Genomic DNA, 16,890 nt, shown 5'->3' with positions numbered 1-16,890 from the left:
AGTTGGTTGCGGGGGCCGGATTTGAACCGACGACCTTCGGGTTATGAGCCCGACGAGCTACCGAGCTGCTCCACCCCGCGTCCGAATTGTACTGCCACCACAAGAGACAGAGCAGTTGTCCCTTGTTGTCTTCGTCCCCACCGCACTGCATTGCCTGCCATGGACACAAATAAGTTGGTTGCGGGGGCCGGATTTGAACCGACGACCTTCGGGTTATGAGCCCGACGAGCTACCGAGCTGCTCCACCCCGCGTCCGAATTGTATTGCCACCACAAAAAGCAGAGCAGTTGCCTTTTGCTGTCTTCGTCTCCATCGCAGGCGCTAGCGCTTGCCATGGACACAAATAGTTGGTTGCGGGGGCCGGATTTGAACCGACGACCTTCGGGTTATGAGCCCGACGAGCTACCGAGCTGCTCCACCCCGCGTCTGAGGTCGCCCATAATAGGCGCCAACGCTGAGATTGCAAGTAAATATCCTAAAAAAAGTTTATTCGAAGATTAAACCGTCACATGCTGTTTTCTTTTGCAACAAATCGCAGTTTTATCAGGCAACTAGCCACTTCCCCCCTCTCCTGCAGCCCCCTTCCCCTGCTAAAGACGGGCCCCCAATCCGCCCTCACTCCAGCCGCCGACCATAAAAAAGCCCGCATCATGAGGTGCGGGCTCTGCGCGGGTTCTGCTATCCGTGGGCTCAGGCCAGCTGGTGCAGCACGCTGGTCGCCGCAATCTGGGCGATGATGAGGCCGCACAGGGTCACGGAGAGCACCACGGGGGCAGTCTCCTGCTGACGGTAGAGGGGGCTGAACCAGAGCAGCAGGGCGGCCACCAGCAGACCGGCCTGGGTCAGCACCCCCGGGATCAGCGCATCCAGCCCGGCGTTGCTCCCCTGCCAGGCCACCAGCACCGCCAGCCAGATAAGACTCAGGATGGCGGCCACCAGGCCAGCCAGGGGCAGCAGCAGGTTGAAGGCCTGCAAACGATGGCGGGCGCGCAGCAGCATCAGGTGGGCAAAGGCCGCCCCCAGCAACACCATCTGCAGCAGGCCGCCGAGCCAGCCCTGGATCTGCAGCAGACCGACCCCATAGAGGGCGAGCGGCAGGGCGGGCAGCCACAGCAGGCGGGCGGAAATGGCGCGCTTGCCCTCGAGGCGGGACTGGGCCATCGACAGCGCGATGCCCAGCACCAGGGCCGCGCCCCCGCTCCAGATCACCCACCCCGTCACCCTGGCCTCCACCGCCAGCATCAGGGAAAGCCCGGTGATGACCCAGACGGAGAAGATCTGGGTGGTGATCCGCGAGCGCTGACCCGGGCAGAGGTCGCCGCGCCACAGGACGATCCCGAGGGCGATCAGGGCACCCAGGGCCATCAGCCCGGTCAGGGGGAAGAGCCAAAAAGGAAGTTGGACGAACATAGGGTCTCCGGGAACTGTCTGGATCCGGGCGCAGGTGGCGCCCGTCACGTGTTAAGAGGCAGGGAGTATATCCAAACTCCCCCCGGTTCCCAACGCCGTGGGCTCAGCTTTGCCCGCGGGCCAGGGCGACCACCCGGGCGAACATCTGACGCAGCACCGGCGGGATGTGCTCACCACCGAGGCGCTCCGCCTCCTCCACCACCGCCAGGGCCATGCCGGGCTTGCTGCGATGGTGGATGGCCTTGGCGATGATGCGCCCGGCGTTCAGGGTGGAGCGCCCGCCCACCCCGGCCTCGCGCCGGAACACCCCCTCGAACCCGTTCTGGTAGAGGTAGTGCTCTATGTCCGCCGCCGGCAGCTGGGTCAGCCGGTCCCGCTCGCGCTCCCCCTTGAGCAGGGAGCGGGCGGAGCTTGCATACTTGGCTCCCGCCTCGTCACCGTCGGTGAGCAGGTGCCACTCTATGCCGAAGTCCCGGGCCACCTTGATGAGGGGGGCCTGGCCGCACTGGGCGAACTCGATGATGCGCACCCCTTCGGCCCGCAGGCTGTAGCCGCAGATCTGGGCGAGCTCCGAGAGCAGCCAGATCTCCGTCTCCCCCTCCACCAGCAGCCAGCAGCGGGCGAACATCGACATGGGCCTGTTGATCCGCACGTGGAAGGCAATTTTGCGCAGATCGTCGCTGCTGTAGCGCTCCCCCCCCAGCTGGTGGCAGAGGATATCCTGCTGGCGGCGCACCAGACGGCGCACCTGATTGAGCGGCAGGGAGGAGAGCAGGTCCCCCGAGTTGGTGGTGAGCAGCTTCTGGCCGGGCAGCTGTTCGAGCAGCCCCCAGGCCAGGGCCAGCATGGTGGGGTGCAGGCGGCTCTCGGGGTCTTCCAGCATCAATATGGGTCTGGCCCCCTCCTCCAGCTCCCGGTTGCCCCGGGCGTGGAGCAGCATGGCTGCCATGCCCGCCATGGCCAGTTGCAGCGCCCGGTTGTCTGCGTTGCGCAGCAGCACCTGCAGGTTGCCGGGGTTGCGCAGTGTCATGGGGCGATTGACGATCTCCCGCTGGCTGCGGGGCTTGTGCTTGATGGGCGCCAGGGCGCTGAAGTAGTGCTCCATCAACTGCTGCACCGCCTGCAGCGCCTCCTTGAGCTCGGGCTCCCCGATGCGCTGGGGCTCGTCGGTGAGCTTGCCGGCCAGCTCCCCCAGCCGCTGCTCGCACAGATCTCCCCAGGGCAGCCGCTCGACCCCCTCGCGGGCGGTACGGGCGTCCCGCAACCGGAATACCGGGTTCATGGTGATGAGCAGGCGCACCAGCTCGTCGTTGTTGTCCAGGGCCAGGCTCTTGCCGATGCCGTCGAGAAAATCGTGGGTGGTGAGCACGCTGCCATCCTCCTGCAGCTCGGCGCTGGCGCGATAGTGCACCCGGTGGAACTTGTCCTTGTGGGGGATCCAGGCTGCCCCGAGCCGGGCCAGACGGCGGGAGTGCTGGCACATCTGGGGACGGTATTCACTGAAGGTGAGCACAAGTTGCAGGGTGCGCGCGGGGGCCAGCTCGGGATCCTCGGGCTGATGGAAGTCATCGTGACCGAATTGATAGGGCTCGGCATCCCCCAGCAAACACCAGAGGGCCCGCAGCAGGCTGGACTTGCCCCAGGCGTTTTCGCCGATGAGCACAGTGGTGTTGTCCAGCCCGAGGGAGAGGCGATTTATTCCGCGAAAACCTTTGACTTCGATGCGTTCCAGAAACATGCAGCCATATCCAGTCCATCCTGATGGCGCAATAGTGGCAAAGTTGCCGGAAAAATCCTACCGGGACGGGGCGTTTTCAGCGGGAACTGTGAGGAACGAGAGGTTCGGGGGGCGTGGGCAGGCTGGCGCGATCCTGGGGGGCATTCCAGTGGCTGAACCAGAGGTGACGGGTACGGATCTGACGTTTGCGATGATTCAATGGGCTTTCCTTTCAATGGAGAAGAGACAGAGGGTACACCTCTTTTGCCCAGAGTCTCAGGGTTATCTGTGACAGGAGAATGACAGCTGGGCGCGCCATTGGCCCGGGCTCAGGCCGAAGGCCTCCCGGAAGCGATTGCCGAAGTGGGCCTGGGAGGAGAAGCCGCACTGCACGGCGATGCTGGCCAGGGGGTCGCTCCCCGCCAGCAGCTGCTTGGCCCGCTTGAGCCGCAGCCCCAGCAGGTAGCGATGAGGCGGGCAGCCCAGGCTCTGGCCAAACATCCGGGCGAAGTGATATTCGCTCAGGCCCGCCTCCCGGGCGAGATCCCCCAGGGAGACCGGATCGGCCAGATGCGCCACCAGATACTCCTGCACCCGCCGCACCACGGCGGGGGCCAGGCCGCCCCTCACCTCCGGCAGGCCGGGGGCCTCCCGGGTATGGTGGCGATAGGCGTGCAGCATCAGCATCCAGGCGCCGTGGGAGAGCGCCATGCGATCCACGCCGTGCTGCCAGTCGAGCTGCATCAGTTGCCCCTGCACCAGGGCTGCCGCCAGGGGATCGTCGATGAAGGTCTTGTCTTCCAGCTGCAGGTGACGCCCCTCCTTGTCGCACACCTGCTCGGCGATGCCGATGAGGTGCGCCGGGGTGAAATAGAGGTGGAAGAAACGAAACTCCTCGCGCACCAGCCACTCGGATCTGTGGTGATCCGGCATGATGCACACCTTGCCGGCACCGCCGTGGCCCCCGGGACCGTCGAGGCGTTCGGTCTGCTCGCCCCCCTGCAGATAGACGCTGATGGTGTGGTGACCCGGCTTGTGATAGCGGGTCTGATCGTAGCGGTTGCGCCAGCTGGCCACCCCGAGCCCGGGCTCCAGCCAGCAGGAATCCTCCAGCCGGGCCCCGGTGCTGACCAGGGCGTCGAATACTCCCGCCACCCTTGTTTGCTGCATGAGCGGCTGCGTGAGCTGTGGCATTGTCTGCTGCATGGAATGCTGCCCTCTGTCCTCCCGGGCCTGCGCCCGTCTCGTCTGCCGCCATCTTATCGCGCCTCATGGTCAAAGGCTGCGCCTCCATGGAAAAAACCGCAAGATGGTGCAAGCCAGCCCCTCTCCGGCGGCCCATGCTGATCCCACGTCACTCTTTCTGCTTGTTGGTCACACCATGAATCTGATGCTCTATGTCTCCACCGTCCTCATCTGGGGCAGCACCTGGATTGCCATCGCCTGGCAGCTCGGCCCCATCCCCATCGAGGTCTCGGTGCTCTACCGCTTCGCCCTGGCGGCGCTGGCGCTGTTTGCCCTGCTCACGGTGAGCGGCAAGTTCCCGCGCCTGCCCTGGGCCGGCCAACGCTACGCCGCCCTGCTCGGTGCCCTGCTCTTCTCCACCAATTTTCTCTGCTTCTACCACGCCACCCTCTATATCCCGAGTGGCATGTCGGCGGTGATCTTCGCCAGCGCCAGCATCTTCAACGGCCTCAACCTCTGGCTGTTCGAGGGCAAGCGCCCCGGTTTGCGCTGGCTGCAAGGCTCCCTGCTGGGGCTCCTCGGCACCCTGCTGCTGTTCTGGCCCGTGCTCGTGGATGCGCAACTCGGTGCAAACGGCTGGAAGGGGCTGCTGTTTGCCTGCGCCGGCACCCTCTGCTTCTCGCTCGGCAACCTGGTCTCGGCCCGGGGCCAGCGCCAGGGCTATCACGTGCTGCAGATGGTGCCCTGGGGCATGGTCTACGGCGTGGCGCTGCTGCTGGGCTGGGTCACGGTACTCGGTCAGTCCCTGACGCTGCCCACCGATCCTCGCTACCTGGCGGCCATGGTCTATCTGGCCATCTTCGGCTCCGTCATCGCCTTCACCGCCTACCTCACCCTGGTGGGGCGCATCGGCCCCAGCAAGGCGGCCTACGCCACCGTGCTCTTCCCCCTGGTGGCGCTGACCCTCTCCACCTTCTATGAAGGCTTCGTCTGGCAGACGGTCTCCATCGTCGGTGTGGTGGTGAGCCTCATCGGCAACCTGGTGATCTTCGCCCCGCCCGTCAAGGCGTGGCGCTGGCCGCTGGCACGGGCTACAAACGGTACTTGCCCCTGATGCCACCAGCCCCTAAGGTAACCGCTTTCAACAGACGAGGACGGGAGAGAGCATGTTACTGGAAGGGCTGGAGACACTCTGCCTGCTGGCGAGCGAGGGCACCATGGCCAAGGTCGCGAGCCGCCTCTATATCAGCCAGTCGGCAGTCAGCAAGCGCATCGCCCAGCTGGAGCAGCGCCTCGGCAAGAAGCTCGTCGAGCCGGATGGACGCCACACCCGCCTCACTCCCCAGGCCAGGGAACTGCTCACCCGGGTGGCCCCGAGCCTGGCCGAGATGAAGGGGGTGCTGACGGACAGCCAGATCCTCACCGACCAGACTCCCCTGCCCGTCGCCTGCTCCGAGACCCTGCTGGCGGGCTACCTCGCCCGCTTCATGCACGACTACCTCGAGCGTGATCCCCATATCGCCCTCTCCACCCACCACACGCCGGTGATCCTGGCCCGGGTGCGTGGCGGTGACGCCCTGCTCGGCATCTGCGCCGGGCGCCTGCCACCGGGGCACGGCCTGTGCACCGAACGACTGCTGGAGGAGCCCTTCTATCTGGTGGGCGATGATCAGGGGGACGCCAGAATCGGGGATCAGGAGGGGGAGCGCAGGATACTGACCATGGATCTGGAGAACCCCTCCAACCGCTACCTGCGCGAGCCGCTGGCGGCCCTCGGCCTGACGCCGGCCATGGAGCTCGACTCCTACCTGGCGCTGATCGAGCTGGCCAAGGCGGGCATTGGCCCCGTGCTGCTGCCGGCCGGCCTGCTGGCCCTGGTGGGTGAGCAAGGGACACGGGCCCGCCCCCTGCCGGGGCTGGGGCGCCCGCTCCACCTGGTCTATCGGCCAAACAGCCTCAAGCGCGATCGCATTGCCCGCCTGGTCCAGGCCCTGCAGGCCCATTTCCGGCAGCTGACGGCTCAGGGCTGAAAACAAGAGGGCCCGATCCAGCGGATCGGGCCCTCGTCATCTCGGGTGTCAGGTTCAGCCCAGCCAGGCAAAGAGCTCGGGATACTGGCTCCACACCAGCTTGGCAGACATCAGGAGGGAGACGGTCACCAGCAGCGGCTTGATGAGCTTCACCCCCTTCTTGAGCACCAGCTTGGAACCCATGCGCGCCCCGATGAACTGCCCCATCGCCATGCACAGGCCCACACTCCACACCACCTTGCCCCCCAGGGTGAAGAACAGCAGGGAGGCGATGTTGGAGGTGAAGTTGAGCAGCTTGGTGTGGGCGGTGGCCCGCGCCATGCCAAAGCCCGCCAGAGCCACGAAGCCGATGGCAAAAAATGACCCTGTGCCCGGCCCGAAGAAGCCGTCATAAAAGCCCACGCCCCCGCCCACCAGCAGGGCGAACGCCATGGGGGTAAGGCGGCGCTGGCTCTCCGCATCGCTCACCCGGGGGGAGAAGTAGAAGTAGCAGGCGAACGCCATCAGCAGGAAGGGGAGCAACCGCTCCAGGATGGCGGCATCTATGGTCTGTACCGCCAGGGTGCCGATGGCCGCGCCGATGAAGGTGCAGATGACCGCCGGCCAGATGATGGCCCACTCCAGCAGCCCCTTGCGGGCATAGAACCAGGTGGCGGAGAAGGAGCCGAAGCTGCTCTGCAGCTTGTTGGTGCCGAGCACCAGGGCCGGCGGCATGCCGGTCGCGAGCAGGGCCGGCACGGTCAGGAGCCCGCCGCCCCCGGCGATGGCGTCGATAAAGCCGGCGATGAGGGCCACCCCGAACAGGGCGACCAGGGTGAACAGTTCCAGTTCCATCCATAGACCTCGTGTGATGGGCCGCCCGCAACCACGCCGGGGCCCTGTATGAGCACAATGCAGGACGCTATCCTAGCGACCGCGGGCTCATGAGGCCAACGAAACAGTGGCAGCCAATCGATTCCTTATTTTCATTAATCAAGTGCAAGAGACTGCCTGCCCCTTGATGGCCTCCAGCCCCTGCAGCAGCGGTGTCTCATCCTCGCCGGGGGCCCGGCTGACCCGGCCCGCCATGTAGCGGCTGCTGAAAAGATTGAACCAGAGCTGCAACGCCTGACCGGCCTGCAGCTCCCCCGCCACCTCCAGCACGCAGGCCGCTACCTCGGCGGTGCACAGGTGCTCGTCGCTGTGGGCGACCCGCATGCCGTAGGTGGAGAGCGCATCGGGCTTGATGGCGAGCACCGGGAAGCCGTCGAGGTAGGGGCTCTTGTTGAACATCTTGCGCGCCTCGGGCCAGGTGCCGTCCAGCAGGATGAAGAGCGGCTTCTTGCCGGGGGCCGGCGTCACCACAGAAGTGAGCCGGGTCGGCTCCTTTTCGCAGGCGGGGAAGACCACGTAGGGCTGCCAGGCGGGATCCGCCAGCAGCGCCAGCAGCTCGGGATGGGGCTCGGTACGCGACCAGAGAAACGCCCAGGTGGTGTCCGGCAGCACGTCGGCGATGAGGCGCCCGGTGTTGGAGGGCTTCATGGGCTCGCTGTCATACATCATCAGGCAAAAACCGGCCTTCGCCTTGAGGGCGGGGCGCCAGTCACAGGCACACCAGTCGTGGCGCAGCTGGCAGGCGTCGCAGCGCGGCACGCTGCCGCCACGGGCGAGGAAGGGGCGGGTCGAGACGCTCTTGCGCCACAGGCGCAGGCGATTGACGGCGTGATCGGGAATGGGCTTCATGGAACGCGGCTCTGGCGGCGCCTGTGGCGGAATAAAAGGGGGCAGATTGTAACGGCGGTCGCCGCCTGCGGCAAGGCTTGCCGAGGGGCACACGGCTCCCCTTCCCTCACCCCGCACCTGCCGCGGCATCCCCATGAAAAAGGGGCCCTGAGGCCCCTTCTGACAATGTGCTGCAACCGGATCTGGCACCGGCGTCAGACCGCCTTGCGCAGGATCCGCTCCAGGTAGTCGGCAAAGCTGTGGCCGTGATGCTCCAGCAGTTTCGGGAACATGGAGATGGAGGTCATGCCCGGGAAGGTGTTGATCTCGTTGAGCAGGATCTCCCCCTCTTCGGTCAGGAAGAAGTCGATGCGCGACAGATGGGTCAGCTTGAGCTGGCGGAACGCCTTCAAGGCATACTCGTGGATGGCATCGGCCTGCGCCTGGGTCAGCCCCTCGGCCTTGAGCGCGGTCTCGGTGTGGCTGGCGCTGCTGTACTTCTCTTCATAGGTGTAGAACTTGTCCTGGGGCACGCAGATCTCCCCGGGATAGGTGGCCACCAGCTCGTCACCGTACTGGTAGACCGCCACTTCCAGCTCGCGGGGCTTGACCGCTTTCTCGATCAGCACCTGCTCGGAGTAGCCGAAGGCATCCTTGATCCCCTGCACCAGATCCGCCTCGTTGCTGGCGGAGTAGCAGCCGACAGAAGAACCCTGGGAAGCTGCCTTGATGAAGACCTTGCCCCACTTGGCCAGGGCTGCCTTCGCCTCGCCGATAGCCTCCTCGCTCTGCTCGGTCAGGAACAGATAGGGGGTGTTGGGGATGCCGATGGCGGAGAGCCACAGCTTGGTGCTGATCTTGTTGAAGCAGATCTTGCTCGCCTCGGCGTCGCAGCCAAGGTAAGGCAGCCCCGCCAGCTCGAGGAAGGATTGCAGATCCCCGGTCTCGCCCGGGTAGCCGTGGATGCAGGGCACCACGTAATCCACCGGACGGGCCACGCTGTCAAAGGAGAGCAGCTTGTCCAGCCCCAGCTTGCACTCGCGGCCATCGGCAGAGAGCCAGCGATCGGCGAACATCTCGACCCGGGTCACTTCCACACCGGGCAGGAGCCCCAGCTGTTTTTCGAGGAAATTGGCGCTGCGCAGAGACACTTCGTGCTCGGAGCCACCGCCGCCGCACAGCAGCAAGACATGCATGTTCTTCATTAGATGTGATCCCTTGGGAGAAGCGGCTTCGTCATCACCCTGTAAAAAACCAACCGAAGAGCCTGTTCACCCTCCTCCTGCGTGGGCAGGGGAGGCGCGAGCATGTTCCCATCACAGGACGAAGCCGGAAACGAACATAAGTGCGGGCAGTGTAGCAAGGGAGGGGAAGCCTTGTCAGCCGATGGGACCGCCCTCCCCCCCTCCTGACCCGTATAAAGTGTCCCGCTGTGTCAGATACTGGACGAAATGCGCTCAGCGAGGCGGATCGACCCGCCCGGCGCCATTGCCGTTGACCCGAAACCAGCCAGCGATGCTGTAACGCTCCTCGCTTGCGGGCAGTACCTCGTGGGGAAACTCCTCCGACAGGAACAATACCAGCCTCCCCCCCTTGGGAGAGACGTCCATCAGGAACTGCTCGTCGTCGCCATAGACCCGCAATATTCCCCCCGCTTCTGGCTGCCAGTCGTTGTTCAGGTAGAACACCGAGGTAAGGCGGCGGTTGGAACGCCCGGCGAAGGCGTCGCGGTGGGTGGCATAGAAGTCGCCGCGCCGGTAGCGGGCGAAGTGCGCCTCGTAGTCGAACAGCCCCAGCATCAGGCTGCGGTTTGCCGCCAGACGCAGGGACTCCATACGCGCCAGGTAATCCGCCACCGGCGCGCCGAGGGAGGCGTCCAGCCAGTGGATCTGATCACGGCGAATGTCGCGGTTGTCCTGGTGCAGGGTATCGCGGCCGATCCCCGCCGGTCGCCACTCGTCCGGCAGACAGGCCTTGAGGGCATCCACCTCGTCGGCGGTTAAAAAATCGTCCACTATCACCCATCCCCGGGTGTAAATGGCATCCATGACGGCTTGATAGTCCAAGATAGGCTCGCAGCGAGGGAAGAGAGTGCGCTTTTTAGCGACTTCGGCTCACCGGCACAAACCGGATTGCTTCTCCTGAGAAGTCCCGCCATCAATACGACCCGGGGCCTGCCGCTCCTTCTTCCCCTTGCTCCCCGGCGCCGGGCCCGCTAACGTGCAGGAAGCCCTGCGGGGCGCCTTGTCTTTCATCTCAGGAGAGTGCCATGCCCTTGCCCCTTATCCCCCTGCAGCGCCTCGACGGCACGGCTTGCTCCACCGGCGCTCTGCAGGGGCGGGTCGTGCTGGTGGTCAACGTGGCCAGCCGCTGCGGATTCACCCCCCAATACACCGGGCTTGAGGCCCTCTATCGCCAGTTCGGTCCGCAAGGCTTCGAGATCCTGGGCTTTCCCTGCGATCAGTTTGGCCACCAGGAGCCGGGGAATGCCGAGGAGATCGCCCGCTTCTGCGCCATCGACTACCCGGTCAGCTTCCCCCTGATGGCGAAATGCGAGGTCAACGGCGCCCGGGCCCACCCCTTCTATCGCTGGCTCAAGCAGCAAAAGCCCGGCCTGCTCGGCAGCGAGGCCATCAAGTGGAACTTCACCAAGTTCCTGATTGACCGGGAAGGCCGGGTGGTGGGCCGCTTCGCCCCCCAGACCAAGCCGGAGGATCTGGCGCAGGCCATAAAAGCGCTGCTCTGACCCCTTGCAAGGAGCTGGCAGGGGGCGCGCATCGCCCCTCCAGCCTCCACCTTTTCCATGACGACACACACCCTGCCGCGCCCATCTGCGACGCCGCTACTGCGCGTGCGCCTCGCTTCTGCTATATTACGCGCCCACTGTCTCTTGTGTGGTCGCCCCGCCGGACGGGCCCAGCCCTTCCCCCTGCGACCCACCTTAATTTTCATGCCGTGACGGGCCAAGGCCGTCGTCACCCGTTGAGCCCAAGGCTCGGAGTGTCCCTCGAAGATGTCATTCAATGAACTGGGTCTGTCCCCGCACATCCTGCGGGCCGTCAAGGAGCTGGGTTATGAAGAGCCCACCCCCATCCAGCAGCAAGCCATTCCCGCCATCCTGGCCGGGCAGGACGTGCTGGGCGGCGCCCAGACAGGCACAGGCAAGACGGCCGGTTTCACCCTGCCCATGCTCCATCGTCTGCTGGCCAACCACGGCCGTGGCGGCCGCCGCCAGGTGCGCGCCCTGGTGCTGACCCCGACCCGGGAGCTGGCTGCCCAGGTGGGCGAGAGCATCATCAAGTACGCCCACCACCTGCCGTTTCGCACCCTGATCGCCTATGGCGGCGTCAGCATCAAGCCGAACCTGGACGCCATCAAGCTCGGGGTCGACATCCTGGTCGCCACCCCGGGCCGTCTGCTGGATCTGCTGACCCAGGGGGCGCTGACCCTGAGCGCCCTGGAGCTGCTGGTGCTGGATGAAGCGGATCGCATGCTCGACATGGGCTTCATCACCGACATCCGCCGCATCATGAAGGCGCTGCCGGACGAGCGTCAGACCCTGCTCTTCTCCGCCACCTTCTCCAATGACATCAAGGCGCTGGCGGACGATCTGCTCAAGGATCCCACCCTCATCGAGGTGGATCCCAGCAACACCGCCGCCGAGCAGGTGACCCAGCGCATCATCCAGGTCGATCGGGAACGCCGCCGGGAGATGCTCTCCCACATGATCGGCCGTGGCAACTGGCAGCGGGTGCTGGTGTTCGTGCGCACCAAGCAGATCGCCGACAGGCTCGCCCAGCAGATGCAAAAAGACGGTCTGGACACCGTCGCCATCCATGGCGACAAGAGCCAGGGGGCCCGCAACCGGGCGCTGGCGGATTTTCGCGAGGGCAAGGTGCGGGTGCTGGTCGCCACCGACATAGCCGCCCGGGGTCTGGACATCGATCAGCTGCCCCACGTGATCAACTTCGAGCTGCCCCAGATGGCGGAGGATTACATCCACCGCATCGGCCGTACCGGCCGCGCCGGGCGCGGTGGTGAGGCCATCTCCCTGGTGAGCCAGGACGAGCTGGGTCAACTCAAGGCCATCGAGGCGCTGATCGGTCAATCCCTCTCCGTCGAGATCATGGAAGGGTACGAGCCGAGCGGCAAACCGAGCCGCCAGACCCTGCCCGGCAGCAAGCCGGTGCAAAACCCGCCCCGCGCCCGTGGCGCCGCCAATGCCAAGGGTGGCAAGGGCAAGCCCGCCGCCGGCAAAGGCAAGGGGGATGGCGCCAAGAAGCCGGCCCAGTCTCCTCAAAACAAGTCCCGCAAGCGGGAAGTGGTGGGCGAGGACATCGGTTTCGCCCCCATGCGCCGCCTGCCCAGGGCCGAGCGAGGCGACTACCAGGACAACTCCAACGAGGAGTAAGTCAGCGCGCCGACGCCATCATGAAAAAACCGCCCGAGGGCGGTTTTTTACTGGATCTGGGCATCCCTTGTCGGCGTCTCTGATCCTCTCATCCGGTGTTCACTCAATGGGCTACTCGCCCGGAACCGGCCCGGCGGCCATGGCATCGGCCTGTTTGATGACAAACCCTCTCTCGATACCGGCCTTGAAGCCCAGCTTTTCATACAGACGGTGAGCCCCTTCGCGCCCCTCCCCCGACAGCAGCATCACCTTGTAGCAATCCAGCTCCCAGGCCAGGGCAAGCGCCCGCTCAAGCACCCTCTGGCTCAGGCCCTGGCGCCGAAAGCGCGCTGCCGTGACCACGTGCTCGATGATGCCGAACGGCCTGCCACCATTGGTCAGGGTCGCAATCACGCCAAGCTGGCAGGTGGCGGCCAGCTGGCCATCCACCTCCGCCACCAGGATCCGCAGGTGTGGTTGCGCCAGCACCGCCGCCAGGGCTGCACGGGCAGATTCCGGTGCCAGCGGTGGATCCCGGGGGCGCAATTCACGATAGAGGGCCAGCAGACCGGCCACATCCTGCGGGGTACAGGCCCTGATCACCGTCATCGTCCTTCTCCTTGATACTGGGGCTACGCCAACTCACGCCTCGCGGGGAGCGAACATGATGATGGCCATGCCCGTCAGGGCAACACCCGATCCCACCCAGTCCCACAACGTGGGTCTGATGCCATCCACCAGCCAGGCCACGAAGATATAGACGCCGCCATAGGCGGCATAGACGCGACCGGCGGCGGTCGGGTGCAGGGAGAGCAACCAGGCGAACAGGGCCAGGCTGACACCCGCCGGTAACAGCAGCCAGGCGCTGCGTCCCTGGGTGAGCCAGAGATAGGGCAGATAGCACCCCAGGATCTCGGCCAGCGCCGTCACCAGAAACAACCCCATGGTTTTCAACTCGAGCATCGACTACCCCGTTTCCCGGTAAAAACGGCAATGGTAAGCCAAATCGCCGGACCAGATAAGAGAGGCGCTCGCCTTGCGGGCTCAGCGACACCGGGGACTAGCCCCCGGATTCACGACAGACACGCCTCAGCGGGTCTTGACCGCCTGGAGCAGGGCCGAGACGCCGGCGCCGAAGCGACGGGTGCGGATGGCCTCGCGAATATCCGCCTCGCCGTAGCGACTGCCCGGATAGACCACCACGCAGGCGGTGTCACCGGGCGCGAGGAAGTGGGTCTCGCCGAAGGGGGTGTAGCGGGTGGCGCCTATGCTGATGAGGGCATGGGCCGGGCGCCCCGCCTGGGCCAGCAGCCCCTGGATGTGCTCGGCCGGTCCCTCGTCCTGCTGATGGTTGAACTTGTCGATGGCCCAGCCCAGCAACTGGTCGTGGAAGTAGCTGTAATCCACCGCCGCGCTGTCGACCCCGTAGGGGTGCAGCTCGCCGTCGCGCTCCAGATAGCAGGCGATGCGGTAGTCATCGAGCTCGCAGCCCGTCCCGAAGTGGGAGAGCGGCAGCAGCTGCTCCGCCAGTCCCTTGCTCTCTGCGCCCCAGTTCTTTTTCTCGCTGATCTTTTTCGCGTTGGGGCGGCGGATGGAGCAGTCGTTGTAGGCGCCGAACGCCAGGGGGCGGATGGCTACCACCTGCTCCCCCGCGTACTCCAGCTCGCACCAGAGCGCCACTTCCGGCTCGATCTGCACCTTCTCGTCCCCGCTGACCGCCGCCTCGGGCAGGAAGATGGCCTCGCCGCTCAGGGGAAAGACCCCGAGCTGGCCAGGATGGGACGGCACGTAGAAGGGGAACAGCGCCTTGGGGGCCACCTTGTCGGCAACCTGGACGGCGACGAAGTCCGCCGCCTCCCCCGCCTGCTCCAGGTGACCGGCGAAGTTGCCCGCCACCCCCAATCCGATAAAGGGGGTCAATGTGGTGATCTGCATCTGTGGCTCCACTGGCGCGGCCCGGGCCGCTGCCTCGTTGTCATTGTTCAGGGGCGGAAAATACCGCCAAAGAGGGAGCTCATTAGAGCACAGCCCCCCGGCCCGCGCCCAGACAGCCGGCGGCAAGCTGTGCGCCAGGACGGATTTTCCCTCGCCAGATGGTCATAAAACACCCTGTCGACCCCAAGCTGTGATCCCGGTGCTTGGGCGGGGCCGGCGCTTTTGCTAGTCTGCTCCATTCCGTTGCCGTTTGAGTGCCGACACATGGCCGTGACTACACATTTTCAGGGGCGCTTCGAGGTGGAGTTCAAATACCGCCTGGAGAACAGTGCAGCCTTTTCCCGCACCCTCGCGGCCCTCGGCCCCGAGGTGATGGTGGAAGGGGACCAGGAGCAGGACTGCTACTTCGACACGGCGGACGGCGCCCTCGCCCGGGAGGGCAAGAGCCTGGTGATCCGCACCATGCAAACTGCCGGCATCCGGCTCTGGATCGTGAAGGGGCCCGGCCCCGATCGCTGCGAGGCGGTCAATATCTCCGATGCCGACAAGGCTGCCAGCATGGTGCGCACCCTGGGCTACCAGCCGGTGCTGACCATCCACAAGCGGCGCAGCATCTATTTCGTCGGCCCTTTTCACATCACCCTGGATCACCTGGCGGGCGTCGGGGACTTTGCCGAGCTCGCCATCATGACGGATGATGTGGAACGCTTGGAGGAATATAGGAATGCATTGCAAGAATTAGCGACAACACTGAATTTGAAACAACGTGAATATCGTTCTTACAGAGAGTTGTGCGAGCTTCACCAACAAGCTCCCCCATTCAATTAAATATGACATTCACTCAGTCATTTAAATAACCAAGCATTTAAATTAAGCAAGGGAATGTATTTTGAAAAACTATATTACTGTCCTCTTATCATTACTTGCCGTTGGCTGCAGCTCTACATATCAGCAATCAAATGTGCAAACAGCGACCAGTAAGCTCGATCCCCGCCAAGGGGTGCTTATTTCGCAGCCCCAAGATGGTTCATACGAAACGACGCAATATCAAAACTCGGGAAAAATGACTGCCCAGGCAATCTATGCAGCATTTTCCAAGAAAGCTAACAGAGTTGAAATTACCACCAGTTGCCATGGTGAAGCTTGCCTGAACCATATCCAACCGACCCAGTTCAGATATTACGTAAAACCCGTCATTTTACATTGGGAAGAGCGGGCAACCGAATGGTCCGGTAAGCCAGATGTAATTGAAATCCAATTGGTTATATACGATACCCTGAGCAAAAAGAGTATCGCCAACTCGTCGTTTAAAGGAAAAAGCAAATGGGCGACATTTGGTGGCGACCACCCACAGGATCTGCTGCCAGAGCCTACAGAAAAGTATGTTAATAGTCTCTATTAATTAGCCACTGGAATATAACCATGATCGACAAACTCGCCTGGCTGACCTTCAAGGAGGGGCAACTGCTGTGCGCCCGCTCTCACGGCAAGGCCCTCTACTACATTCCCGGCGGCAAACGCGAGCCGGGAGAGAGCGACGAGGCCGCCCTGGTGCGCGAAATCGAGGAGGAGCTGGCGGTGAGGCTCCACCGCGAGACCCTGCGCCTGGCCTGTGAATTCAGCGCCCAGGCGGACGGCAAGCCGCAAGGGGTGATGGTGAACCTGCGCTGCTACACCGGCGAGGCCGACGGCACCCCCATCGCCTCGGCGGAGATCGCCGAGCTGCGCTGGCTGGACAGCCGCCACCAGGATCAGATCTCCCCCGTCTCCCGACTGCTGTTCCAGTGGTTGGCGGAGCAGGGGCTGATCCGCTAGGGCGCGGCCTTCTCGGGACAGGCACCGACCATCCCCTTTAATTGGCAACGAGAGAGAAGATGAGGAGAGTCAATGGAAATCATTGAGGTCGAGAGCACCAGAGGCATCAAGCCTGCGTTGATCACCCTGCTGCAAGATTGCGTGGCCAGCGGTGCATCTGTGGGCTTCCTGCCCCCCCTGCAAGAGGAGCAGGGGTTGGCGTACTGGCAAGGCATCGAGGGAGAGCTGGCCGAGGGGGTGCGCAAGCTCTGGGTGGCATTCGATCACCACCATTTGATCGGCGCCCTGCAGCTCTCCCTGTGCACCAAGGCCAACGGCGGGCACAGGGCCGAAGTGGAAAAGCTGATGGTCCACAGCCAGGCCCGTGGCAAGGGGGTGGGCCGCGCCCTCATGAACGCCATGGAGCAGGGAGCCCGCGATGCCAAACGCACGCTGCTGGTACTGGATACCCGGGTCGGCGACGTGGCCTCCACCCTCTACCGCCAGCTCGGCTATCAGGAGGCCGGCCAGATCCCCGACTTCGCCCGCAACGCGGACGGTTCGCTGGCGGCCACCCAGTTCTTCTACAAGCAGCTCTGAGCCTAGCGCCATGATGGCGCCTCCGTCGCCGGCAAGTCCGCCTCAGGGCAGTGTTGTCGGCGGGGAGACTGATGGCCGGGATGCCATTTTTTCAATTGAACGTATTCAATCAGACCACCCTGGCAAGG

At 64.4% G+C, this 16,890-nt stretch carries 19 protein-coding genes and 3 tRNA genes; 8 read left to right on the top strand and 14 right to left on the bottom strand.

From position 1 onward, the window contains the following. Positions 1–3 precede the first annotated feature (3 nt). From J9885_RS16360 to J9885_RS16335, 7 genes are all read right to left on the bottom strand, one after another. Positions 4–80: transfer RNA gene (locus J9885_RS16360), tRNA-Met, on the bottom strand. 95 nt (positions 81–175) lie between these two features. Then, positions 176–252, bottom strand: a tRNA-Met gene (locus J9885_RS16355). Between the two features lie 96 nt (positions 253–348). Next, a tRNA-Met gene (locus J9885_RS16350) sits at positions 349–425 on the bottom strand. 265 nt (positions 426–690) lie between these two features. After that, complete coding sequence (locus J9885_RS16345) at positions 691–1,410, bottom strand: hypothetical protein (RefSeq protein WP_043760245.1); 720 nt, start codon at positions 1,408–1,410, stop codon at positions 691–693. Positions 1,411–1,513: 103 nt separating this feature from the next. Further along, entirely contained in the window at positions 1,514–3,148 is a 1,635-nt protein-coding gene (locus tag J9885_RS16340; RefSeq protein ID WP_043760243.1) for an ATP-dependent endonuclease, read from the bottom strand. Between the two features lie 76 nt (positions 3,149–3,224). Further along, positions 3,225–3,347 (bottom strand): hypothetical protein, encoded by a 123-nt coding sequence (locus tag J9885_RS20125; protein ID WP_268749066.1) that lies wholly within the window; start codon positions 3,345–3,347, stop codon positions 3,225–3,227. A gap of 62 nt (positions 3,348–3,409) precedes the next feature. Continuing rightward, positions 3,410–4,297 (bottom strand): AraC family transcriptional regulator, encoded by an 888-nt coding sequence (locus tag J9885_RS16335; RefSeq protein WP_210550072.1) that lies wholly within the window; start codon positions 4,295–4,297, stop codon positions 3,410–3,412. Positions 4,298–4,508: 211 nt separating this feature from the next. Here J9885_RS16335 and J9885_RS16330 point away from each other — a divergent pair, with 211 nt between their 5' ends. Further along, complete coding sequence (locus J9885_RS16330) at positions 4,509–5,426, top strand: EamA family transporter (RefSeq protein ID WP_134696258.1); 918 nt, start codon at positions 4,509–4,511, stop codon at positions 5,424–5,426. Positions 5,427–5,478: 52 nt separating this feature from the next. Beyond that, positions 5,479–6,342, top strand: a complete 864-nt coding sequence (locus J9885_RS16325) for a LysR family transcriptional regulator (RefSeq protein WP_210550071.1) — start codon at positions 5,479–5,481, stop codon at positions 6,340–6,342. A 54-nt stretch (positions 6,343–6,396) separates the two neighbouring features. Here J9885_RS16325 and J9885_RS16320 read toward each other — a convergent pair whose 3' ends face one another. From J9885_RS16320 to J9885_RS16305, 4 genes are all read right to left on the bottom strand, one after another. Further along, positions 6,397–7,176 (bottom strand): TSUP family transporter, encoded by a 780-nt coding sequence (locus tag J9885_RS16320; protein WP_043760237.1) that lies wholly within the window; start codon positions 7,174–7,176, stop codon positions 6,397–6,399. A gap of 138 nt (positions 7,177–7,314) precedes the next feature. Further along, the gene (locus tag J9885_RS16315) at positions 7,315–8,064 is read right to left on the bottom strand and encodes a tRNA-uridine aminocarboxypropyltransferase (protein ID WP_210550070.1); all 750 of its coding nucleotides are present in this window, start codon (positions 8,062–8,064) and stop codon (positions 7,315–7,317) included. Positions 8,065–8,258: 194 nt separating this feature from the next. Further along, entirely contained in the window at positions 8,259–9,248 is a 990-nt protein-coding gene (locus J9885_RS16310) for a D-alanine--D-alanine ligase (protein ID WP_210550069.1), read from the bottom strand. 252 nt (positions 9,249–9,500) lie between these two features. Beyond that, the gene (locus J9885_RS16305; RefSeq protein WP_210550068.1) at positions 9,501–10,109 is read right to left on the bottom strand and encodes a 2OG-Fe(II) oxygenase; all 609 of its coding nucleotides are present in this window, start codon (positions 10,107–10,109) and stop codon (positions 9,501–9,503) included. 203 nt (positions 10,110–10,312) lie between these two features. Between J9885_RS16305 and J9885_RS16300 the strand changes: the two genes are divergently transcribed. Continuing rightward, complete coding sequence (locus J9885_RS16300; protein ID WP_210550067.1) at positions 10,313–10,789, top strand: glutathione peroxidase; 477 nt, start codon at positions 10,313–10,315, stop codon at positions 10,787–10,789. A 267-nt stretch (positions 10,790–11,056) separates the two neighbouring features. Continuing rightward, positions 11,057–12,454, top strand: a complete 1,398-nt coding sequence (locus J9885_RS16295) for a DEAD/DEAH box helicase (protein ID WP_134696264.1) — start codon at positions 11,057–11,059, stop codon at positions 12,452–12,454. Between the two features lie 111 nt (positions 12,455–12,565). Here the strand turns inward: J9885_RS16295 and J9885_RS16290 are convergent, their stop codons facing one another. From J9885_RS16290 to J9885_RS16280, 3 genes are all read right to left on the bottom strand, one after another. Then, on the bottom strand, positions 12,566–13,042 hold the full coding sequence (locus J9885_RS16290; RefSeq protein ID WP_210550066.1) for a GNAT family N-acetyltransferase: 477 nt from the start codon (positions 13,040–13,042) through the stop codon (positions 12,566–12,568). A 33-nt stretch (positions 13,043–13,075) separates the two neighbouring features. Then, a complete protein-coding gene (locus J9885_RS16285; RefSeq protein ID WP_210550065.1) occupies positions 13,076–13,396 on the bottom strand; it encodes a YnfA family protein in 321 nt (106 codons plus the stop codon). A 126-nt stretch (positions 13,397–13,522) separates the two neighbouring features. Next, positions 13,523–14,368, bottom strand: coding sequence for a DUF5718 family protein (locus J9885_RS16280; RefSeq protein WP_210550064.1), 846 nt, complete (start codon positions 14,366–14,368; stop codon positions 13,523–13,525). Positions 14,369–14,638: 270 nt separating this feature from the next. Between J9885_RS16280 and J9885_RS16275 the strand changes: the two genes are divergently transcribed. The 4 genes from J9885_RS16275 (at position 14,639) to J9885_RS16260 (ending at position 16,762) form a co-directional block, all read left to right on the top strand. Further along, a complete protein-coding gene (locus J9885_RS16275; RefSeq protein ID WP_349237395.1) occupies positions 14,639–15,196 on the top strand; it encodes a class IV adenylate cyclase in 558 nt (185 codons plus the stop codon). 61 nt (positions 15,197–15,257) lie between these two features. Continuing rightward, positions 15,258–15,770, top strand: a complete 513-nt coding sequence (locus J9885_RS16270) for a DUF4823 domain-containing protein (protein WP_134696268.1) — start codon at positions 15,258–15,260, stop codon at positions 15,768–15,770. A 20-nt stretch (positions 15,771–15,790) separates the two neighbouring features. After that, complete coding sequence (locus tag J9885_RS16265) at positions 15,791–16,183, top strand: NUDIX domain-containing protein (protein ID WP_210550062.1); 393 nt, start codon at positions 15,791–15,793, stop codon at positions 16,181–16,183. Positions 16,184–16,255: 72 nt separating this feature from the next. Then, the gene (locus J9885_RS16260; RefSeq protein ID WP_043760215.1) at positions 16,256–16,762 is read left to right on the top strand and encodes a GNAT family N-acetyltransferase; all 507 of its coding nucleotides are present in this window, start codon (positions 16,256–16,258) and stop codon (positions 16,760–16,762) included. The last annotated feature ends 128 nt before the right edge of the window (positions 16,763–16,890 follow it).

The organism is Aeromonas sp. SrichE-2G, from assembly GCF_017939565.1.
Lineage (GTDB): Bacteria > Pseudomonadota > Gammaproteobacteria > Enterobacterales > Aeromonadaceae > Aeromonas > Aeromonas taiwanensis.
The sequence above is the reverse complement of the archived record's forward strand: the minus strand, read 5'-3'. Positions and strand labels throughout refer to the sequence as shown.